This window comes from Pseudomonas sp. TH21 (assembly GCF_016651025.1).
Classification (GTDB): Bacteria; Pseudomonadota; Gammaproteobacteria; order Pseudomonadales; family Pseudomonadaceae; genus Aquipseudomonas; species Aquipseudomonas aylmerensis.
In genome coordinates this window covers 718,597-738,265 of the sequence record NZ_JAEKEQ010000001.1, presented here as the reverse complement: position 1 = coordinate 738,265, position 19,669 = coordinate 718,597, and the positions used below count along the sequence as shown (strand labels likewise).

Sequence of the window (19,669 nt, the reverse complement as noted above, 5' to 3'; positions counted from 1 at the left end):
GCAGTGATGTATGTTTAGAGCGGCATGGTGTAGTGCAGCGAGTAGCTCTCTACGCCGTCGTTGTTGCTGCTGATCCCGGCATTGGAGTAGTGGGTGGCGCGAATGCCCACTTCATGCCCACCGGTAAAGCGCAGGCCGAAACCCAGGCGGTCTTCGAACTGGAAGGCCTGGCCGATGTTGTTGTCTTCCAGGCGCGTGCGGGAGAACACCGCCACACCGATCCCCGCCTCGATATAAGGCTTCACCGACTGTCCGGCGAATTCATACACAAACACCGGAGAGAACGACAGGCTGCTCGCGCCTGCACGGTCGTCGCCTTCCCAATAGGTGTAGGCACCGCTCCAGTAGCCGGTCAGGCGACCGACATCACTTTGCATCCAACTCTTGTCCCAATCCGACGTCAGCCCCAATCGGTAAGTGAGCGTCGAATCACTGGTGGCCCCCAGGCCAAACTCAAGTCCAGCGGCCTGCGCCGAAAAAGAGTGTCCCACCACAGCGGCCGCAATCGCAGCCAAACAGAACAAGCGCTTCATAAGAAACATCCTTTCCGAACGAAGTTATATGGTTTTGTACAGGCAATCCCGCTATAGAAGCCTACGCAGTGTCAGAAGTTCAGCCTGGAATCACGATATTTCACGAATTTTTCACGCGCTGAAGCTTCGCACATCTCCGGGATGTTTCCATAGTGTCGGTAGGATATTTCTGAAATGACACACATCGCCACTGGTCCAGAACTGTGCGGGCTGAGGATTGCCGCTGGCGAGCAGGTCGCGCTCGCCGAGCAGACGCTTCAGCTGGCGAGCCACGGCGGCGCCGGTGTCGATCAGAATGATGCTGGGCGGCAGCATCTGCGCCAGCAGCGGCTTGAGGAAGGGGTAGTGGGTACAACCGAGGATGATGGTGTCGCAGCCGACGCTGAGCAGCGGGTCGACATAACCCTGCAACAGTTGGCGCAACACCGGGCTGTTCAGGTCGCCGGTCTCGATCAGTTCCACCAGGCCGGGGCAAGGCTGGGTGACCACGCGTACATCGGTGGCGAAGCGATCCAGTAGCGCGGCGAACTTGGCGCTTTGCAAGGTACCGGTGGTAGCGAGCACACCGACCACACCACTGCGGGTCGCGGCGGCGGCAGGTTTGACGGCAGGCTCCATCCCCACCAGCGGCCACTCGGGATAGTCCACGCGCAAATCCGCGACCGCCGCGACCGTGGCGGTGTTGCAGGCAATCACGAACGCCTTGGCGCCCCGCTCACGGAAAAACTCGGCGACGGCCCGGGAGCGCTGAAGAATGAATCCCGGGGTTTTCTCGCCGTACGGGATATGCCCGCAATCCGCCACGTACAGCAGCGATTCATGGGGCAGCAGCTGCTGGATTTCATCCAGTACCGACAAGCCGCCGACACCGGAATCGAACACACCGATCGGCGCGCCCTTAACCATGCCGCGGCCCGCAGACGCTGCAGCCGGGGTCGCGCTTGACGCGCAACTCGCGAAAACGCGTGGTCAGCGCGTCAATCAGTAGCAGGCGGCCCACCAGCGGCTCGCCAAAACCGGCCAGCAGCTTCAAGGCTTCCAGCGCCTGCAGGCTGCCGACCACGCCGACCAGCGGACCGACCACGCCGGCTTCGCTGCAGGTGAGTTCGCTGTCGCTGCCGTGCCCATATAAACAGTGGTAGCACGGGCTGTCGGCGCGGCGCGGGTCGAACACCGACAACTGGCCCTCAAGGCGAATCGCCGCGCCACTGACCAGCGGCTTGGTCGCCGCCACGCAGGCGGCGTTGACTGCTTCGCGGGTGGAGAAGTTGTCACTGCAATCGAGCACCACGTCCACCGCCGCCACGGCTGCAGCCAAGGAATCGGCATCCAGCGCACTGCGGTGGGCAACCAGGCTGATTTCGGGGTTTATCGCGCCGAGGCGACGCAGGGCCGAGTCGACCTTGGTCTGCCCGACGCTGTCGGTGTCATGGATGATCTGGCGTTGCAGATTGGTCAGGTCGACGCTGTCGAAGTCCGCCAGGTGCAATTCGCCCACCCCGGCAGCGGCCAGGTAAAGCGCCACCGGCGCGCCCAGCCCACCGAGGCCGACGATCAGGGCGCGGCTGTTTTTAAGGCGCAACTGGCCTTCGATGTCGACATGCTGCAACAGAATCTGTCGGCTATAGCGCAACAGCTCCTGATCGGTCAGCACGGCCGGCGTCCCAGGGTAATGCGTTCGTGGCCGCCAAGGTCGATGCGGCTGGCCACCGCCTCGAAGCCCTGGTTGGACAACAGGTCACGCACGGCCGCGGCCTGGTCGTAACCGTGCTCCAGCACCAACCAGCCACCGGCATTCAGGTGGGCCGGGGCATCGCGGATGATCAAGCGCAAGTCGTCCAGGCCGTCATGGCCCGCCACCAGCGCACTCGCCGGTTCAAAGCGCACGTCGCCCGCCACCAGGTGCGGATCGTTGTCGGCGATGTACGGCGGGTTGCTGATGATCAGGTCGTAGGCATGACCTTGCAGGGCACTGAACCAATGGCTGTTCAGCACCGTGGCATTGTTGAGGTGCAGGCGCTGGCGATTGCGCTCGGCCAGGGCCACGGCCTCCAGCACGCGGTCGACGGCGGTGACCTGCCAGGCGGGGCGCTCGCTGGCCAAGGCCAGGGCGATCGCGCCGCTGCCGGTGCCCAGGTCGAGGACCTTGGCCGGCGTGGCCGGCAACAACTCCAGCGCAGCCTCCACCAGCATCTCGGTTTCCGGACGCGGGATCAGCGTGTGAGGCGCGACCTCCAGGTCAAGTTTCCAGAAGCCTTGCTGGCCGAGGATATAGGCCACCGGTTCACCGCCACGACGGCGCTGCAGATAGTCGGCGAACGTCAGTGCGGCCTCGCTGCTGACAATCTTTTCCGGCCAGGTGTGCAGGTAACTGCGCGACTTGCCCAGGGCAGCGGCCAGCAACAATTCGGCATCCAGGCGCGCGGTAGGCGAGTCGGGAAGGTCGGCGGCGCGCAGCAGGCTGGCGATGATGGTCATTTATTCACCTATCGCGGCCAATTGATCGGCCTGGTATTCGGCGAGCAACGGCTCGATCACCGCATCCACGCCGCCGGCGAGAATCTCGTCCAGGGAGTAAAGGGTGAGATTGACCCGGTGGTCGGTGACCCGGCCCTGGGCGAAGTTGTAGGTGCGGATGCGTTCGGAACGGTCGCCCGAGCCCACCAGCAACTTACGCTCGCTGGCAATCGCGTTGGCGGCGGCGCTGGTCTGCTGGTCATTGAGCTTGGCCGACAGCCAGGACATGGCGCGTGCACGGTTCTTGTGCTGGGAACGCTCCTCCTGGCACTCGACCACGATGCCCGACGGCAAGTGAGTGATACGAATCGCCGAGTCAGTCTTGTTGACGTGCTGGCCACCGGCGCCCGACGAGCGGTAGGTGTCGACCCGCAGGTCCGCCGGGTTGATCTCGATCGCTTCCTGTTCGTCCGGCTCGGGCAACACGGCCACGGTGCATGCGGAGGTATGGATGCGACCTTGGGATTCAGTCGCCGGGACCCGCTGCACGCGGTGCGCGCCGGACTCGAACTTGAGCTTGCCGTAGACGTTATCGCCTTCGACCCGCGCGATGACTTCTTTATAGCCGCCGTGTTCGCCTTCGTTCTCGGACAGGATCTCGACCCGCCAGCCACGACGCTCGGCGTAGCGCGAGTACATGCGGAACAGGTCGCCGGAGAAGATCGCCGCCTCATCGCCGCCGGTACCAGCGCGGATCTCGAGGAACACGTTACGCCCGTCGTTGGGGTCCTTGGGCAGCAACATGCGCTGCAGGTCACCTTCCAGCTCGGCAAGTTTTTCCTTGGCTTCGCGGACTTCTTCGACGGCCATCTCACGCATGTCCGGATCGCTGTCCTTGAGCAGCGCCTGGGCGCCCTCGAGGTCGGCCTGCACTTTAGTCAAGTGTTTGTAGGTGGCCACGATGGGCTCAACTTCGGCGTATTCCTTGGAATAGGCGCGGAACTTGGCCTGATCGGAAATGACCTCGCCGTCGCCGAGCAAAGCGGTCAGTTCTTCGAAACGGTCCTGGAGCACGTCCAGTTTATTGAGCAGTGACGCTTTCATTGCGGTTTTTTATCCGAAGAGCTGTCTGACGCGCCCTCACCGAGGGCAAAGAGTTCCTGGGCCATGGCCAACGCATCGAGGCGGCCTTCGGCAGTCAATTTTTTAAGCTGTACGCTGGGTGCATGGAGCAACTTGTTGGTCAGGCCGCGCGCCAGCTGCATCAGCACCTCTTCGGCACTGCTGCCATTGGCGAGCAGGCGCTGGGCCTTGATCAACTCCTCATCGCGCAGGCGCTCGCCTTGCTGACGATACGCCTTGAGCACGTCCACCGCCGCGAGTTCACGCAGGCGCACCATGAAATCTTCGGCGCCGGTGCTGACCATCTCCTCGGCGGCCTGGGCTGCGCCCTGTCGGCTCTTGAGGTTTTCGGCGACCACTTCGTGCAGATCGTCGACGCTGTAGAGGTAAACGTCGTCCAACTCGCCGACTTCGGGCTCGATATCGCGGGGAACGGCGATATCGACCATGAAGATCGGCTTGTGCTTGCGCAGCTTCAGCGCACTTTCCACCGCACCCTTGCCCAGGATCGGCAACTGGCTGGCGGTAGAGCTGATGACGATATCGCTGCGCACCAGCTCGGCCGGGATATCCGACAGCAGCACCGCGTGGGCACCGAACTGTTCGGCAAGGATGCTCGCGCGCTCCAGGGTACGGTTGGCGACGACGATGCGCTTCACACCCAGGTCGTGCAGGTGGCGGGCGACCAGGGTGATGGTCTCGCCGGCGCCGATCAGCAAGGCCTGGCTGCGCTGCAAATCACTGAAAATCTGTTTGGCCAGGCTGACGGCGGCGAACGCCACGGACACCGGGTTTTCGCCGATGGCGGTGTCGGTGCGCACCTGCTTGGCAGAATTGAAAGTGGCCTGGAACAGGCGGCCCAGCAGCGGGCCGACAGTGCCGGCCTCACGCGCCACGGCGTAGGCGGACTTCATCTGGCCGAGAATCTGCGGTTCGCCCAGCACCAGCGAATCAAGGCCGGACGCCACGCGCATCATGTGACGAACTGCCGCATCATCTTCATGCACATATGCACTGGCGCGCAGGTCGTCGAGGCTCAAATGGTGGTAATCGGCCAGCCAGCGCAGTACCACATCCGCTGAAAGATGTTCCTGCTCTATATAAAGCTCGCTGCGATTGCAGGTCGAAAGGATTGCAGCTTCGCGGCTGTCGGTGAGCCGGCAGAGCTGCTGCAAGGCCTCAACCAACTGCTCGGGCGTAAACGCCACGCGCTCGCGCACGTCTACGGAGGCAGTCTTGTGGTTAATACCGAGTGCGAGGAAGGCCATTCAATATCGCTGATGATGTCGGGAAGCCGACAATTGTCCTACTTCGAAAGATTCAGAACAACCACCGTCGTCTATTGTCCTAATGCCTTGTGTCTATAAAGGCATCCATTGAGACTCGGTTATGTTTGGCCGAAGGCTTGTGTCATGATGATCCGACCGCAGGTTAGTCGTCCTCTTCCTATATGAATAGATCTTCCGCGTTGCTCCTTGCTTTTGTCTTCCTCAGCGGCTGCCAGGCCATGGCACCCGTGTCGCCGGACGGTACGCCGCCGGTAGAAGACAGCACCCCCGCCCCTGAAAAGCCCAAGGTTTATTCCTCATTCAGTGAAGAAACGGTGTTCAGCCTGCTGAGCGCGGAGCTGGCCGGGCAACGCAATCGTTTCGACATTGCGCTGGATAACTACGTGACCCAGGCGATCAACACGCAGGATCCGGGCATTTCCGAGCGAGCGTTTCGCATCGCCGAGTACCTGGGCGCCGATCAGGCTGCGCTGGACACGTCGCTGATCTGGGCGAAAAACGCGCCGGACGACCTGGAGGCCCAGCGTGCCGCCGCCATCCAACTGGCGCGCGCGGGCCGCTATGACGACTCCATGGTCTATATGGAGAAAGTTCTGCAGGGCAAGGGCGACACCCACTTCGACTTCCTTGCGCTGTCGGCTGCCGACACCGACCAGGACACGCGCAATGGTCTGATGAAGAGTTTCGACCGCCTGCTGCAAAAACACCCGAAGAACAGCCAGCTGATTTTTGGCAAGGCCTTGCTGCTGCAGCAGGACGATGAAGCCGAAGCCGCGCTGAAGCTGCTGGAGCAGAACCCGCCGGAAGACGGTGAGATCGCGCCGATCCTGTTGCGCGCGCGCCTGCTGCAGAACCTAAATCGCGGCAAGGAAGCGATTCCGCTGCTGGAAAAAAGCATCAAGAAGTATCCGGAAGACAAGCGCCTGCGCCTGACCTACGCGCGCACACTGGTGGAGCAGGACCGGATGGAGGACGCCAAAGTGCAGTTCGCCAACCTGGTCCAGCAGTACCCGGACGACGACGAACTGCGCTACTCCCTGGCACTGGTGTGCCTGGAAGCCAAGGCCTGGGACGAGGCCAAGGGCTACCTGGAAGACTTGATCGCCCGGGAAAGCCATGTGGACTCGGCGCACCTGAACCTCGGCCGTATTGCCGAAGAGCGCAACGATCCACAGGCTGCGCTGCTCGAATACGCCCAGGTCGGCCCGGGTAATGACTACTTGCCGGCGCAGTTGCGCCAGGCCGACATCCTGATGAGCAACGGGCGCACCGACGAGGCGGAAAAACGCCTGGCCGCCGCCCGCGACGCCGAACCCGACTATGCGATACAACTCTACCTGATCCAGGCCGAGACCTTGTCCGCCAACAATCAGGGCGAGCGCGCCTGGAAGGTGCTGCAACAAGCCTTGTTGCAATTTCCTGACGATTTGAACCTGCTGTACACGCGCGCCATGCAGGCGGAAAAACGCAATGACCTGGTGCAGATGGAAAAAGACCTGCGCCTGATCATCAAGCGCGATCCGGACAACGCCATGGCCCTGAATGCCCTGGGCTACACCTTGTCCGACCGCACCACGCGCTACGACGAAGCCAAGGTCCTGATCGAACAAGCCCACAAGCTCAACCCGGAAGACCCGGCGGTACTCGACAGCCTCGGCTGGGTGAATTACCGCCTGGGCAACCTGGACGAAGCCGAACGCTTGCTGCGCCAGGCGCTGGAGCGCTTCCCCGACCAGGAAGTCGCCGCGCACCTGGGTGAAGTGCTGTGGGCCAATGGCAAGCAGCGCGAAGCCCGGCAAGTCTGGGAGAAATTCCTCAAGGAACAACCCGAAAGCCCCATCCTGCGCGGCACCATCAAGCGCCTGACCGGATCCGAGACCCTTTAAGCTTATGTTCTTGCGCCACGTTATTGTTTTCAGCTTCATCGCCTTGCTCGCCGGTTGCGCGGGCATCGGCAGCCGAGAATCCGTTGAGGGCCAGGGCAACCCGGCGCAATGGAAACAACACAAGGACCAGCTCAGCAGCATCGACGGCTGGCAAATCGACGGCAAGGTCGGGGTTCGCGCGCCGAAAGACTCCGGCAGCGGCACCCTGTTCTGGCTGCAACGCCAGGACTACTACGACATTCGCCTGTCCGGTCCGCTGGGTCGAGGCGCTGCCCGCCTGACCGGCCGACCTGGGCAGGTCAGCCTTGAAGTGGCCAACCAGGGCCGCTATGAAGCGACCTCACCGGAAGAATTGCTGGAACAGCAGATGGGCTGGAAGCTGCCGGTATCCCATCTGGTGTGGTGGGTGCGCGGCTTGCCCGCGCCTGACAGCAAAAGCCGCCTGAGCCTCAACGGCGACAGCCGCCTGGCCGCCCTGGAGCAGGATGGCTGGCAGGTCGAATACCTGAGCTACGTGCAGCAGAACGGCTATTGGCTGCCCGAGCGCATCAAGCTGCACGGCACCGACCTTGACGTCACGCTGGTGATCAAGGAATGGCAACCGCGCAAGCTGGGGCAATGACGTGACCGAACGCCTGACCCTGCCCTCCCCGGCCAAACTCAATCTGATGCTGCACATTCTCGGACGTCGCGAAGACGGCTACCACGAACTGCAGACACTGTTTCAATTTCTCGACTACGGCGATGAACTGACCTTCGCCGTACGCGACGATGGCGTGATCCAGCTGCACACCGAATTCGAAGGCGTGCCCCACGACAGCAACCTGATCGTGAAGGCGGCAAAAAAACTTCAGGAACAATCCGGCTGCACGCTGGGCATCGATATCTGGATCGATAAAATTTTGCCCATGGGCGGCGGGATCGGTGGCGGCAGCTCGAATGCCGCGACCACGCTGCTGGGTCTGAACCACTTGTGGCAGCTCGGCTGGGACCACGATCGCCTGGCTGCGCTGGGCCTGACGCTGGGGGCCGACGTGCCGGTTTTCGTGCGTGGACACGCGGCTTTTGCCGAGGGCGTGGGCGAGAAACTCAGCCCCGAATACCCCGAAGAGCCGTGGTATGTCGTGCTTGTTCCGCAAGTATCTGTAAGTACAGCAGAAATTTTTTCAGATCCACTGTTGACACGTAACTCTCCTCCCATTAAAGTGCGCCCCGTTCCCAAGGGAAACAGTCGAAATGACTGCTTACCGGTTGTAGCAAGGCGTTATCCAGAGGTACGTAACGCTTTGAATTTGTTAGGTAAATTTACCGAAGCAAAATTAACCGGCACTGGAAGTTGTGTGTTTGGGGGCTTCCCAAGCAAAGCTGAAGCTGATAAAGTCTCGGCCCTTCTTACAGAGACCCTTACAGGGTTTGTAGCAAAGGGAAGCAACGTTTCGATGTTGCATCGCAAGCTGCAAAGTCTGCTCTAAAAGGAACCGAGTACTGGGTACTCGTTGCAACAGATACAGGGGCGTCGCCAAGCGGTAAGGCAGCAGGTTTTGATCCTGCCATGCGTTGGTTCGAATCCAGCCGCCCCTGCCATTTTCCTATACTCATCCAGGTTACCCTCAGCCTCTAGGTACTGCGCGTGTCCAAGATGATGGTCTTTACGGGGAACGCTAACCCCGATCTGGCTCGACGTGTCGTACGTCAGCTGCATATCCCTCTCGGTGACATCTCTGTCGGTAAATTCTCCGACGGCGAAATTACTGCCGAGATCAATGAAAACGTCCGCGGTAAAGACGTCTTCATTATTCAGCCGACTTGCGCTCCGACCAACGATAACCTGATGGAACTCGTCGTGATGGCTGATGCCTTCCGCCGCTCCTCAGCGACTCGAATCACAGCTGTAATCCCTTACTTTGGTTATGCCCGTCAGGATCGCCGTCCGCGTTCCGCACGTGTGGCAATCAGCGCGAAAGTCGTAGCTGACATGCTGACCGTGGTAGGCATCGACCGTGTTCTCACGGTTGACCTGCACGCTGACCAAATCCAGGGGTTCTTCGATATTCCGGTAGATAACATCTACGGCTCCCCCGTCCTGGTGGATGACATCGAAGACCAGCGCTTTGAAAACCTGATGATCGTGTCCCCGGACATTGGCGGCGTCGTGCGTGCGCGGGCTGTTGCCAAATCCCTGGGCGTGGATCTCGGGATCATCGACAAACGCCGCGAGAAAGCCAATCACTCTGAAGTGATGCATATCATCGGTGATGTCGAAGGGCGTACCTGTATTCTGGTTGATGACATGGTCGACACCGCCGGCACCCTGTGCCACGCGGCCAAAGCCTTGAAAGAGCACGGTGCAGCTAAAGTCTTCGCCTACTGCACACACCCTGTGCTGTCGGGCCGAGCGATCGAGAACATCGAGAATTCCATGCTGGACGAACTGGTGGTGACCAACACCATCCCGTTGTCCGCTGCTGCTCAAGCCTGTTCGCGTATCCGTCAACTGGATATCGCACCGGTAGTTGCCGAGGCGGTTCGCCGTATCAGCAACGAAGAATCGATCAGCGCGATGTTCCGTTAAGGGTCAAACCTTTCGGAACACCTCACTGACGAAAAGCGCCCCGCCCCAGCATACTGTTGGGGCGGGGCTTTTTTGCCCATATCGCCTTTAGCGCTGGTCGCAAACGCTGGGGCGAATGTGGTTATTTTGGAGATACAACATGAACGATTTTACTCTGAATGCTGAAGTGCGTTCCGACCTGGGGAAAGGTGCGAGCCGCCGCCTGCGTCGTCTCGCAAGCCTGGTTCCAGCTGTAGTTTACGGTGGCGACAAAGCCCCTGAATCCATCAGCATGCTGGCCAAGGAAATCGCCAAACTGCTCGAAAACGATGCTGCCTACAGCCACGTTATCGAACTGAACGTTGGTGGCACCAAGCAAAACGTCATCATCAAGGCTCTGCAACGTCACCCGGCCAAAGGCCACGTGCTGCACGCTGACTTTGTACGCGTTGTTGCCGGTCAGAAACTGACCGCCATCGTTCCAGTGCACTTCGTTGGCGAAGCTGCTCCGATCAAGAAAGGCGGCGAAATCTCGCACGTTACTTCGGAAATCGAAGTGTCCTGCCTGCCGAAAGACCTGCCTGAGTTCATCGAAGTCGACCTGGCTAACGCTGAAATCGGCGACATCATCCACCTGTCCGACCTCAAGGCCCCTAAAGGCGTTGAGTTTGTTGCACTGGCTCACGGTGATGACAAAGCTGTTGCAAACGTACACGCTCCACGCGTTGCACCAGAAGCTGAAGAAGGCGCTGCAGAGTAATTCACTCTGTATTGCCGGAGCTTGAGGAAACATCGCGGACCGAAACGTAGCGAGAAAGCGGGCGATAACGCGGCGTTTACTCTTGAGTAAATGATCTCTTGTCGTCCACTTTCGCCGCACGCAGGTGTAGCGATGTTATCCACAACTCCAAAGGAAGGGCCCCTGTCGTGACTGCCATTAAACTGATCGTTGGCCTGGGAAATCCAGGCGCCGAATACGAACAGACCCGGCATAACGCGGGGGCCCTTTTTGTTGAGCGTATCGCCCATGCCCAAGGTGTGAACCTGGTGGCCGATCGCAAATATTTTGGCCTGACCGGGCGCTTCTCGCATCAGGGTCAGGATGTTCGTCTGCTGATTCCCACCACCTACATGAACCGCAGCGGCCAGGCTGTCGCGGCGCTTGCGGGTTTCTTCCGGATAAAACCCGAAGAGATCCTGGTGGCCCATGACGAACTGGACCTGCCACCCGGCGTTGCCAAGCTCAAGCTTGGCGGCGGGCATGGCGGGCACAACGGCTTGCGCGACATCATTGCGCAATTGGGCAATCAGAATAATTTCTACCGCCTGCGGCTCGGCATTGGCCACCCAGGCGTCGCCAGTATGGTTTCAAATTTCGTCCTGGGTCGTGCGCCACGCGCCGAACAGGAAAAACTCGATGCCAGCATCGACTTTGCCCTCGGCGTGCTGCCGGATATCTTCGCCGGTGAATGGAACCGTGCGATGAAAAACCTGCACAGCCAGAAGGCCTGACTCTTACCGAGGGGAAACACCATGGGATTCAATTGCGGCATCGTCGGCCTGCCCAACGTCGGCAAATCCACCCTGTTCAACGCCTTGACCAAGTCCGGTATTGCGGCGGAGAACTTCCCCTTCTGCACCATCGAACCCAACAGCGGCATCGTGCCGATGCCGGATCCGCGTCTGGAAGCACTGGCGGCCATCGTCAATCCCAAGCGCATCCTGCCGACCACCATGGAATTCGTCGACATCGCGGGCCTGGTTGCCGGCGCGTCGAAAGGTGAAGGCCTGGGCAACAAGTTTTTGGCCAACATCCGTGAAACCGATGCCATCGCCCACGTGGTCCGCTGCTTTGAAGACGAGAACGTGATTCACGTCTCCAACAGCGTCGACCCGAAACGCGACATCGAGATCATCGACCTGGAACTGATCTTCGCCGACCTCGACAGCTGCGAGAAGCAATTGCAGAAAGTCGCACGTAACGCCAAGGGCGGCGACAAGGATGCAGTGGTCCAGAAGGGCCTGCTGGAGCAGTTGATCGCGCACTTCACCCTGGGCAAGCCGGCACGCAGCCTGATGAAGACCATGGGCGCTGACGAGAAGGCCGTGATCAAGGGCTTCCACCTGCTGACCACCAAGCCTGTGATGTACATCGCCAACGTCGCTGAAGACGGCTTCGAGAACAACCCGCTGCTCGACGTGGTGAAGGCCATTGCCGACGAAGAAGGCGCGATCGTGGTGCCGGTGTGCAACAAGATCGAAGCAGAAATCGCCGAACTCGATGACGGCGAAGAGAAGGACATGTTCCTCGAGGCCCTGGGCCTGACCGAACCTGGCCTGAATCGCGTAATCCGCGCGGGCTACGAGATGCTCAACCTGCAGACCTACTTCACCGCCGGCGTGGAAGAAGTCCGCGCGTGGACCGTCAAGGTCGGCGCCACCGCGCCACAAGCCGCAGGTGTGATCCACACCGACTTCGAGAAAGGTTTCATCCGCGCTGAGGTGATCGCCTACAACGACTTCATCCAGTACAAAGGTGAGGCGGGTACCAAGGAAGCCGGTAAGTGGCGCTTGGAAGGTAAGGATTACATTGTGAAAGATGGCGATGTGATGCACTTCCGCTTTAACGTGTAGGTTTACCTGTAGTTTAAACAGTAAAAAAGCCGATGCTTCGCATCGGCTTTTTTGTGGGCGCACATTTATATATCGCATCAACTAGTGATTCAGCCAAAACCCAGATAACTTCAGACTTTTCCCACCCAATCGTTCGCGCCTAGCAAAAACATCAAATATCAAGATTAGAATCCAACTTATCTTACACAGCCCTGGCCAATAACGACTCCAAGAGCACGTGACAACAGTTATAAAATTCTATCTACTGCAGTGAGCCTGTGACAGTGTCCTTGCAATGAAGCAATAGCGATTATGGAGTTATCATTCGATGTCGGCGTTTGACCACATGGAAAATGAGACGGAGTTATACCTGAATGACGATCCAGATATTAAAAGCATGTTGGGTAGCACTGCTACGTTTAACATCGATATCTTGTTGCTGGGGGAGACCGGCACTGGCAAAGATACGTTAGCTCAGCGCATTCATCATCTATCCGGCCGACGAGGTAACTTTATTGCCGTAAACTGCGCAGCTATCCCTGAAAGCCTCGCCGAAAGCCAATTGTTCGGCGTCAACAGCGGCGCTTATACCGGAGCAATACAATCACGCGCTGGTTTCGTCGAGGCCGCCCACTTGGGCACGCTGTATCTGGATGAGATCGACAGCATGCCACTAAGCTTGCAAGCCAAACTGCTGCGCGTGCTAGAGTCACGCGGTGTGGAGCGCTTGGGTTCGACCCGTTTTATCCCAGTGGACATGCGTGTGATAGCGTCAGCCCAGCATTCGTTGCACGACATGGTCGAGCAAGCCACTTTTAGGCGCGATCTGTACTTTCGCCTGAATGTTGTCAACATTCAGTTACCTACCTTGCGGGATCGACGCGACTGCATCATTTCGTTATTTCTGGAGATGATCCAGAAAGAAGCAGCACATTTCAAACTTCCTGCCCCTCCTCCACCCGAGAGTCTGCTGCAGCAGCTGTTTGTTCACACTTGGCCGGGCAACGTTCGCGAACTACGTTCGACCGCGAAGCGATTTGTATTAGGACTGCCAGTGCTCTCAACTCCGTCCTCCTCCCACTTGGGCAAAAAAACAAGCCTGAAGTCAAGTTTGCAACAAATTGAAAAAACGCTGATTGAGGAGTCTTTGCGCCGCCATGACTACTGTGTAACCCCAGTGGCTATCGAATTAGGTGTTTCCAGGCGTACGCTGTACCACAGGATCAAACATCTGGAAATTTCACTGGAATGAGGCCAATGCCTTTCGTTTTCGTACTAAAACGTCACGTCTTTTTAGTCATAAACATCCTTGCAAGGCCTGGTCTATTAACGCATGGGCAGGACAAAGATAAGCCTGTCGACATACATAACTGGAAACATTTAACCACCACGCACCGGGAACGCATCCGTCACGATAACCACACAGATAGCACCTAAGCAAATATATGCTGGGTCAAATAAACTCAATTTTACGCTTGGAGCTTATATGTCTTTTTCAGTCGGTCAAAACTATCGCGGTGCCCCTTATCCACTCGCTGGTCTCAATCCCAATATGGCCGATAGCCCCGAAGAAGTAGAGGCTAAACAGATTTCAAATAAGCAGAAAAGAGACACATTAGATAACGCTTGGCTAGGTGCCCAGATGAAGAACGTTAACGAACAGGTACGAAACTCCAAAGGTAATTAATCAGTTGATCTACCGGTTGCCTCTTGTGCCTGATGACCTTGAGGCAATCATCTTGCCAGCCTGAAGGTCACTTCATCTGTTCTCATAGAAAGTTACCATGAGTCATCAATGAGCCCACATGCCATGCGTATAAAAGAAACTCAGCTTTCAGATCAGTCCGACAGCGGCGCCGTTACCTACGCAGCACCTGAGCATTCCTTCTCAAGTAGGGATGCCAGTTTTTTTTCATCGATGCTCGAACGCTCAAACCATACAAAGGCAGTGTCTTCAGGGTCTAACGTCCCCCAGCTTTTTGTTGAGGCGTCCAATCAGCTCAGCGCCTCAATGAACCGTTTTTCCAAACTCGTCCGCGCGCCAAAGAAAGAGCTCGACTTTGAAGCCTACAAAACATACTCCCGCGATTTATTTAACGCACAACTTACTCCCCACCTGTTGACAAAATGCCTCGCCAAGGCGACCCAAGGCGTCGACAAGATATGTAACTTGCAGTAATGAAAATGCCCCCCCTTTTCTCTGCCGTCATCTTCATTGTTATTGCATCCCTATTGGGCGGATGCAGCGACCGTGTGGAACTTCATCGCCAACTCTCCGAACAGGAGGCCAATGAAGTCGTAGCCGAATTGGCTGATAAAAATATTCGCGCCACAAAATTTCCGGCTAAGGACGGTGTTGTCATCACGGTTAATACCGTTGATATCGGGCGAGCCGTACGAACACTGGAAGCCGTAGGTCTACCCAGAGTTGCTCGGACCACGCTAGGGGATACCTTTCGCAAGGAAGGCGTAATTTCAACGCCATTGGAAGAACGCGCGCGCTATATCTATGCCTTGTCCCAAGAGCTTGAGGCCACTTTGTCCAACATTGACGGCGTCATTGTCGCACGCGTGCACGTGGTGTTACCGGAACGCGTCGCGCCGGGCGAGCCAGTACAACCGGCATCTGCATCGGTATTCATCAAGCACGACCCACGGTTGGACCCCGATAACATCCGAGCACGGATTCGCAGAATGGTAGCGAGCAGTATCCCTGGCATGTCTATGGCAGTGGACAACCTGCAAAAACTCTCGGTGATATTCGTGCCAGCGACTATTTACCAGGAGCAGCAGCGACTGGTGTATTTCGGCCCTTTCCTGGTGCCTAGCGATAATCTTGGGTTCTGGCGAACCAGCGTAATGGTTTTACTGCTCAGCGTGATCGTCCTCCCGATCGCCTTATTGCTGCTGCACAAACGGCGTCAGAGTCGCCATCAAGAAACGGGGTCAACGGGCAAATCAACGGTTTCTGTTCATGACGCCTAGACTCGATCATCAGCTTCATGAACACCTGCCGTGGGCGCGATGGTGGGTATTTCCCTGGGAGTCTGCCCACGAAGACTGGAAGGGCGAAGATTACCCGGTGATTGAAACGCTGCTTCGCAGTGGACAGTCAGCACCAGACAAACTACTGGGTTATGCAGCCTGTTTGCCTGCTAAGCCGCACCCCACAGTGATCCGCCTGGCCTTGGCCTCTAGGGAACAACTGAACCTAATGCTGGCATTGGTTCACGGCACCTTCAATCCCCAGGACTCAGACCTCTTGACCGACATTCATCATCAATGGTGCATGCGTCTTTCCAAGGCGCTGCCCCCCGTGATACTGCCGCCGGGTTCTGACCCGATACAACTGCTCCATAGCTGGGTTGAAGCCGCGACCTGGCAGCGCCTTAGATTGCGATTCCCGCGTAAATGTGTGGTTGAGGTTGAAACAACAAACCTTCCGCACGGAATCACAGGTAACCGACTCGACACACTCTGGCAGGCCGTCGTATGGCGCGCTACTACATTGGCGAGTAATGACATGCCCACACCTAGCACGAGTGAGGAGTTCAACAGTGTTATGCCGTTACAACATTAAGTTATCCGGGCTCTCGCCTAGCGCGCCACGTAGCATAATACCCCGGGAAGAGCTTGCAAACTGGAAGCATGCAAATCAACTTTTGCGTGACGCAAACATTCAAGCTGAAGAGTTGATCAGATTGACAGAGCAGAAATGTGAGGCGTTGCTGGAGAAGGCCTCGATTGATATCTGGCAACGCGCCGATGCTCAGCTCAAACAGTGGGAACGTAGTAGGCAAACGATGTGCGACACCGTGGAGCATTACGCCACCCAGATCACCAACCAGGCGATTCGCAGCCTACTTGACGAGATAGTAGCCCCACAACGAGTGGCAGCCCTCGTTAAGCAATTGCTGAAGAGCCAAGTTGAGGAAATCAGCGCGACACTGATGTGCCACCCACATGACCTTAAAGAGGTAACGCACGCTTTAGCCCACTATGGGAGCACGTTCTGGAAGCTTATAGCCGACAGCTCAATCGACGCCCAAACACTTGTATTGAAGACAGATGAAGGCGATTTCCGAATCAGCTGGAACGACATGCGCAATGCTCTTTATGAACAGGTTAGGGATCGTCGGATCGATGTCTGACCTCGCTTTTCTCTAGCCCTATTAATGCTGCCTATTTAGTAATGACTTCGCAATTCCTTCGACGGCCATCAGCCATAAAGGTAGACCATGGACTTCTATAAGGCCTTCACTTCAGAAGTTATAAGCAATCGGAAAAAAGCTGATAACGAATTTACCTCTTTTTACAGGGAGGCGACGCCAGACAATTGGGACAGTGAGCTTTTTTTCAAACTCACACTTAACCACCAGATGGCCAATTCCCTTGATCAGGATCACGCCAAAATTGTCAATCAGTCGCTCAAAACCACCATTGACCATTTCAATTAAATGAAAGATTTAATTCATGACTGGCTGAGTAATAAAAAAGAAGAACATCTGACATTATTTGAAGAGGAGGATGAAGTCACCTTGATATATCAGAAAACCGTTTTGTTGCTTGCCGCCCAACTGACGTCAACACGAGCTGACGGCGTGGTTCTACAGTATTGGGCGCGTCTGGGCGCCGCTAGCCTCGCGCATTTCCAGGGTGCACTCGCTCAGAAACCAGACACTGGTGCGCTTTGGCTTACTCAGATTCTGAAAGGCAAACTGAGTGAGGCGGATGTGCTCGACTGTCTGGCGGACTTACTCAATCAACGCGATGCCTGGCGAGCTATCTTCGCACGTCTTCGCCGTCCCTCCCTGAGCGCCAGGCCCATCCCGTTACGTTCACAGCTGTACTAACCAGAGTACTCCCCATGAATAACAAGACCCGCGAGCGCAGGAGTCTGCGTTTTGATTCGCCCGTTGTTTTATCCAAACGTATCCGTTGGGGCGGCATCGGCCTGCTTTGCTCGCTATTGATCCCGCTAAGCAGCGCGTTAGCTGCCGTTCCCCAAGAATGGAAAAACACCGCCTACGCCTACGAGGCCGAACACAAACCCCTGCGCGATGTACTCGAAGACTTCGCCCAGACCTTTGGCACCCAACTGCAAATCGAGGGGCTGCTGGAAGGCAACGTCAATGGCAAGATCCGCGCGAATACCCCGCAGTCGATGCTGGACAGGCTATCCGTTGAGCATCGTTTTCAGTGGTACCTCTACAACAACACTCTGTTCGTCAGCACCCTCGACCAGCAGGAATCCGCGCGCCTTGAAGTTTCTTCTGAAACCATTTCAGACCTCAAGCAAGCGCTCACCGATATCGGCTTGCTCGACAGCCGATTCGGCTGGGGTGAGTTGCCCGAAGATGGCGTGGTGCTCGTCTCCGGTCCTCGGCGCTACATTGAGCAGATCAAGCAGTTCAGCAGTCAACGCCGCTCTCCGGATGAAAAACAGAGCGTGCTGAGTTACCCGCTGAAGTTCGCGAATGCGGCGGACCGTCATGTCGATTATCGCGGCGAGAAGCTTGCTGTCCCGGGCGTTGCCAGCATTCTGCGCGGGCTGCTGGAACCGCGGTCCACCTCGGCGCCCTCGTCGCTCTCGGCACTGAGCCAACGTCCCACGTCACCACCCGCACCGCTCATACCCAACATTCCCCGCTTGGGTAATCCGTTGCTGGGCCAGATGCTCGGGGCCAACGCCAACCCGGCGCAAATGGACCTCGGTCCCACGCTCACCTCACGCGCACCGACCTCCAACAGCCGGATTCGCGTCGAGGCCGATATACGCAATAACGCCGTGCTGATCTATGACCTGCCGGAACGCCAGGCCATGTATCGCGAGCTGATCACTCAACTCGATGTGGCGCGCAAGCTGGTGGAAATCGACGCGATCATTCTCGATATCGAGCGCACGCAGTTGCGTGAGTTCGGGGTGAACTGGGGTTTCCAGAACAGCCGCTTCCGCGGTGGTGCCAACGTGTCGCCGGGCACCTCGTCGCAACTGACGATTGAAAATCGCGATCGCTTCTATGCCGACATACGCGCATTGGAAGCCAAGGGGCTGGCAACCATGGTCTCCAACCCTTCGGTGCTCACCCTGGAAAACCAGCCGGCGGTCATCGACTTCAACCGCACGCAATACCTGACGCCCGGTAGAGAGAACGCCACCATTTTGCCGGTCACCGTGGGCACCAGCTTCCAGGTCGTACCCCGCGTCATCACCAGCCGTGGCGGCCATCAGATCCACTTGGTGGTAGATATCGAAGACGGCAATTTCGACGAGACCAATCCCCTCCCCGGCAACCTGGATGTCCGTCGCGGCAAAGTCAGCACCCAGGCGGTGATGGCGGAAAAGCGTTCGCTGGTGGTCGGCGGGTTCCACGTGACTGAAAGCACTGACAAGCAAAACAAAGTCCCGCTGCTGGGGGATATCCCGCTGCTGGGCAAGGCACTGTTTTCCTCGACCGAACGGCAGAACAATCGACGTGAACGCCTGTTCATCCTGACCCCGAGGGTCATCGGCGACCAGGCCGACCCCTCGCGCTACTTGCCCCAGGCCGACCAGGTTGATTTGCAGGCCGCGCTCACACCGCTGGCCAGGCGGTATGCCCCTCACCAGCCGGTGATCAAGCGCAGCGACATCATCAGCACCCTGGCGCACCTGGTCAGTGGCGAAGTCCCCAAGGCCTTCAAGGCTGCACCGATGCCGTTGGGGCTGAACACCTTATGCAGTACACGGGATTTGCTCGCGCTGAACACCGAGCGCAGCCAGTGGTATGCGGGTCCTGAGTACAACGTGGCCGTCGTGGTGCTGCGCAATCAGTTCAAGCGCAATGTGCGTATCGACGAAAAGGAATGCAGCAACTCGCAGACCCTGGCCGTCAGCGTCTGGCCGCGCGCCTGGCTCAAGCCTGGCGAAGAAGCCGAGGTATTTATCGCGATGCGCCCCGTCGTAAAGGATGAACACCTCAGTGTGCCCCGCCCCTCCTTGATCACTCCCGCTCAAAAGGCTACGCCATGAAACACCGCTTACTCTGCGTCACCCTGATCAGCACTGCGCTGCTCGTCGCCGGCTGCACCCCCACCTGCAAGGGCGACTCGTGCTCTCGCCCGCAATCGAGCCAAAACAAAATGGTGATCTGGTGGCCGGCGCAAATGCGCGTCGAGCCTGGTCCTGCCGGGGAACGGGCGGACTATCAAACGATCTCGCTCGAACGATGAGCCTCC

The 19,669-nt window shown here is 57.9% G+C and carries 22 protein-coding genes and 1 tRNA gene; 17 read left to right on the top strand and 6 right to left on the bottom strand.

Going from position 1 to position 19,669, the window contains the following annotated elements; all coding sequences use genetic code 11:
* Positions 1 to 14: 14 nt before the first annotated feature.
* The 6 genes from JFU04_RS03160 to hemA form a co-directional block, all read right to left on the bottom strand.
* Positions 15 to 533, bottom strand: coding sequence for an acyloxyacyl hydrolase (locus JFU04_RS03160; protein WP_065900506.1), 519 nt, complete (start codon positions 531 to 533; stop codon positions 15 to 17).
* A 111-nt stretch (positions 534 to 644) separates the two neighbouring features.
* Entirely contained in the window at positions 645 to 1,439 is a 795-nt protein-coding gene (gene murI, locus JFU04_RS03155; RefSeq protein WP_065900504.1) for a glutamate racemase, read from the bottom strand.
* Positions 1,432 to 2,187 carry a molybdopterin-synthase adenylyltransferase MoeB gene (gene moeB / locus JFU04_RS03150; protein ID WP_065900502.1) on the bottom strand — a complete coding sequence of 252 codons (756 nt, stop codon included), beginning with the start codon at positions 2,185 to 2,187 and terminating at the stop codon, positions 1,432 to 1,434. Before moeB ends, murI begins: the two co-directional genes overlap by 8 nt.
* A complete protein-coding gene (prmC, locus tag JFU04_RS03145) occupies positions 2,181 to 3,011 on the bottom strand; it encodes a peptide chain release factor N(5)-glutamine methyltransferase (protein WP_201143503.1) in 831 nt (276 codons plus the stop codon). The genes moeB and prmC overlap by 7 nt, the downstream gene beginning before the upstream one ends.
* Positions 3,012 to 4,094, bottom strand: a complete 1,083-nt coding sequence (prfA, locus tag JFU04_RS03140) for a peptide chain release factor 1 (RefSeq protein ID WP_012722110.1) — start codon at positions 4,092 to 4,094, stop codon at positions 3,012 to 3,014. It lies immediately after the preceding gene.
* Positions 4,091 to 5,380 (bottom strand): glutamyl-tRNA reductase, encoded by a 1,290-nt coding sequence (hemA, locus tag JFU04_RS03135; protein ID WP_065900498.1) that lies wholly within the window; start codon positions 5,378 to 5,380, stop codon positions 4,091 to 4,093. The genes prfA and hemA overlap by 4 nt, the downstream gene beginning before the upstream one ends.
* A 182-nt stretch (positions 5,381 to 5,562) precedes the next feature.
* Between hemA and JFU04_RS03130 the strand changes: the two genes are divergently transcribed.
* From JFU04_RS03130 to hrpT, 17 genes are all read left to right on the top strand, one after another.
* Complete coding sequence (locus tag JFU04_RS03130) at positions 5,563 to 7,287, top strand: tetratricopeptide repeat protein (protein ID WP_065900496.1); 1,725 nt, start codon at positions 5,563 to 5,565, stop codon at positions 7,285 to 7,287.
* 4 nt (positions 7,288 to 7,291) lie between these two features.
* A complete protein-coding gene (gene lolB / locus JFU04_RS03125) occupies positions 7,292 to 7,909 on the top strand; it encodes a lipoprotein insertase outer membrane protein LolB (RefSeq protein ID WP_201143502.1) in 618 nt (205 codons plus the stop codon).
* Position 7,910: 1 nt separating this feature from the next.
* Complete coding sequence (gene ispE / locus JFU04_RS03120; protein ID WP_106805204.1) at positions 7,911 to 8,759, top strand: 4-(cytidine 5'-diphospho)-2-C-methyl-D-erythritol kinase; 849 nt, start codon at positions 7,911 to 7,913, stop codon at positions 8,757 to 8,759.
* Between the two features lie 37 nt (positions 8,760 to 8,796).
* Positions 8,797 to 8,871, top strand: a tRNA-Gln gene (locus tag JFU04_RS03115).
* Between the two features lie 46 nt (positions 8,872 to 8,917).
* Complete coding sequence (locus tag JFU04_RS03110; RefSeq protein ID WP_003208392.1) at positions 8,918 to 9,859, top strand: ribose-phosphate pyrophosphokinase; 942 nt, start codon at positions 8,918 to 8,920, stop codon at positions 9,857 to 9,859.
* 139 nt (positions 9,860 to 9,998) lie between these two features.
* Complete coding sequence (locus JFU04_RS03105) at positions 9,999 to 10,598, top strand: 50S ribosomal protein L25/general stress protein Ctc (RefSeq protein WP_065900493.1); 600 nt, start codon at positions 9,999 to 10,001, stop codon at positions 10,596 to 10,598.
* Between the two features lie 167 nt (positions 10,599 to 10,765).
* On the top strand, positions 10,766 to 11,350 hold the full coding sequence (gene pth / locus JFU04_RS03100) for an aminoacyl-tRNA hydrolase (protein WP_010213318.1): 585 nt from the start codon (positions 10,766 to 10,768) through the stop codon (positions 11,348 to 11,350).
* 21 nt (positions 11,351 to 11,371) lie between these two features.
* On the top strand, positions 11,372 to 12,472 hold the full coding sequence (gene ychF / locus JFU04_RS03095) for a redox-regulated ATPase YchF (protein ID WP_106805205.1): 1,101 nt from the start codon (positions 11,372 to 11,374) through the stop codon (positions 12,470 to 12,472).
* 307 nt (positions 12,473 to 12,779) lie between these two features.
* Positions 12,780 to 13,703: a sigma 54-interacting transcriptional regulator gene (locus JFU04_RS03090; RefSeq protein WP_106805206.1), complete on the top strand. Its 924-nt coding sequence runs from the start codon at positions 12,780 to 12,782 to the stop codon at positions 13,701 to 13,703.
* Positions 13,704 to 13,937: 234 nt separating this feature from the next.
* Complete coding sequence (locus JFU04_RS03085) at positions 13,938 to 14,138, top strand: hypothetical protein (protein WP_157955103.1); 201 nt, start codon at positions 13,938 to 13,940, stop codon at positions 14,136 to 14,138.
* A 108-nt stretch (positions 14,139 to 14,246) separates the two neighbouring features.
* Positions 14,247 to 14,630: a type III secretion protein gene (locus tag JFU04_RS03080; RefSeq protein WP_120447587.1), complete on the top strand. Its 384-nt coding sequence runs from the start codon at positions 14,247 to 14,249 to the stop codon at positions 14,628 to 14,630.
* Between the two features lie 5 nt (positions 14,631 to 14,635).
* Complete coding sequence (gene sctJ / locus JFU04_RS03075) at positions 14,636 to 15,436, top strand: type III secretion system inner membrane ring lipoprotein SctJ (RefSeq protein ID WP_106805721.1); 801 nt, start codon at positions 14,636 to 14,638, stop codon at positions 15,434 to 15,436.
* Positions 15,426 to 16,031 carry a type III secretion protein gene (locus tag JFU04_RS03070; RefSeq protein ID WP_106805208.1) on the top strand — a complete coding sequence of 202 codons (606 nt, stop codon included), beginning with the start codon at positions 15,426 to 15,428 and terminating at the stop codon, positions 16,029 to 16,031. Before sctJ ends, JFU04_RS03070 begins: the two co-directional genes overlap by 11 nt.
* The gene (gene sctL, locus JFU04_RS03065; RefSeq protein WP_207200620.1) at positions 15,970 to 16,602 is read left to right on the top strand and encodes a type III secretion system stator protein SctL; all 633 of its coding nucleotides are present in this window, start codon (positions 15,970 to 15,972) and stop codon (positions 16,600 to 16,602) included. The genes JFU04_RS03070 and sctL overlap by 62 nt, the downstream gene beginning before the upstream one ends.
* A 306-nt stretch (positions 16,603 to 16,908) precedes the next feature.
* On the top strand, positions 16,909 to 17,304 hold the full coding sequence (locus JFU04_RS03060; protein WP_106805211.1) for a type III secretion protein: 396 nt from the start codon (positions 16,909 to 16,911) through the stop codon (positions 17,302 to 17,304).
* Positions 17,305 to 17,318: 14 nt separating this feature from the next.
* Complete coding sequence (sctC, locus tag JFU04_RS03055) at positions 17,319 to 19,463, top strand: type III secretion system outer membrane ring subunit SctC (RefSeq protein WP_201143501.1); 2,145 nt, start codon at positions 17,319 to 17,321, stop codon at positions 19,461 to 19,463.
* The gene (gene hrpT, locus JFU04_RS30215; RefSeq protein WP_106805213.1) at positions 19,460 to 19,663 is read left to right on the top strand and encodes an HrpT family type III secretion system protein; all 204 of its coding nucleotides are present in this window, start codon (positions 19,460 to 19,462) and stop codon (positions 19,661 to 19,663) included. The genes sctC and hrpT overlap by 4 nt, the downstream gene beginning before the upstream one ends.
* Positions 19,664 to 19,669: the final 6 nt, after the last annotated feature.

What these genes read in the sequence shown, in the direction of transcription:
- hemA (WP_065900498.1), bottom strand. Translation starts at nt 5,380, where the DNA reads ATGGCCTTCCTCGCACTCGGTATTAACCACAAGACTGCCTCCGTAGAC.
- sctJ (WP_106805721.1), top strand. Translation starts at nt 14,636, where the DNA reads ATGCCCCCCCTTTTCTCTGCCGTCATCTTCATTGTTATTGCATCCCTA.
- JFU04_RS03085 (WP_157955103.1), top strand. Translation starts at nt 13,938, where the DNA reads ATGTCTTTTTCAGTCGGTCAAAACTATCGCGGTGCCCCTTATCCACTC.
- sctC (WP_201143501.1), top strand. Translation starts at nt 17,319, where the DNA reads ATGAATAACAAGACCCGCGAGCGCAGGAGTCTGCGTTTTGATTCGCCC.
- lolB (WP_201143502.1), top strand. Translation starts at nt 7,292, where the DNA reads ATGTTCTTGCGCCACGTTATTGTTTTCAGCTTCATCGCCTTGCTCGCC.
- ychF (WP_106805205.1), top strand. Translation starts at nt 11,372, where the DNA reads ATGGGATTCAATTGCGGCATCGTCGGCCTGCCCAACGTCGGCAAATCC.
- JFU04_RS03130 (WP_065900496.1), top strand. Translation starts at nt 5,563, where the DNA reads ATGAATAGATCTTCCGCGTTGCTCCTTGCTTTTGTCTTCCTCAGCGGC.
- prmC (WP_201143503.1), bottom strand. Translation starts at nt 3,011, where the DNA reads ATGACCATCATCGCCAGCCTGCTGCGCGCCGCCGACCTTCCCGACTCG.
- prfA (WP_012722110.1), bottom strand. Translation starts at nt 4,094, where the DNA reads ATGAAAGCGTCACTGCTCAATAAACTGGACGTGCTCCAGGACCGTTTC.
- murI (WP_065900504.1), bottom strand. Translation starts at nt 1,439, where the DNA reads ATGGTTAAGGGCGCGCCGATCGGTGTGTTCGATTCCGGTGTCGGCGGC.
- JFU04_RS03090 (WP_106805206.1), top strand. Translation starts at nt 12,780, where the DNA reads ATGTCGGCGTTTGACCACATGGAAAATGAGACGGAGTTATACCTGAAT.
- hrpT (WP_106805213.1), top strand. Translation starts at nt 19,460, where the DNA reads ATGAAACACCGCTTACTCTGCGTCACCCTGATCAGCACTGCGCTGCTC.
- sctL (WP_207200620.1), top strand. Translation starts at nt 15,970, where the DNA reads ATGACATGCCCACACCTAGCACGAGTGAGGAGTTCAACAGTGTTATGC.
- JFU04_RS03080 (WP_120447587.1), top strand. Translation starts at nt 14,247, where the DNA reads ATGAGCCCACATGCCATGCGTATAAAAGAAACTCAGCTTTCAGATCAG.
- JFU04_RS03070 (WP_106805208.1), top strand. Translation starts at nt 15,426, where the DNA reads ATGACGCCTAGACTCGATCATCAGCTTCATGAACACCTGCCGTGGGCG.
- JFU04_RS03060 (WP_106805211.1), top strand. Translation starts at nt 16,909, where the DNA reads ATGAAAGATTTAATTCATGACTGGCTGAGTAATAAAAAAGAAGAACAT.
- JFU04_RS03105 (WP_065900493.1), top strand. Translation starts at nt 9,999, where the DNA reads ATGAACGATTTTACTCTGAATGCTGAAGTGCGTTCCGACCTGGGGAAA.
- JFU04_RS03160 (WP_065900506.1), bottom strand. Translation starts at nt 533, where the DNA reads ATGAAGCGCTTGTTCTGTTTGGCTGCGATTGCGGCCGCTGTGGTGGGA.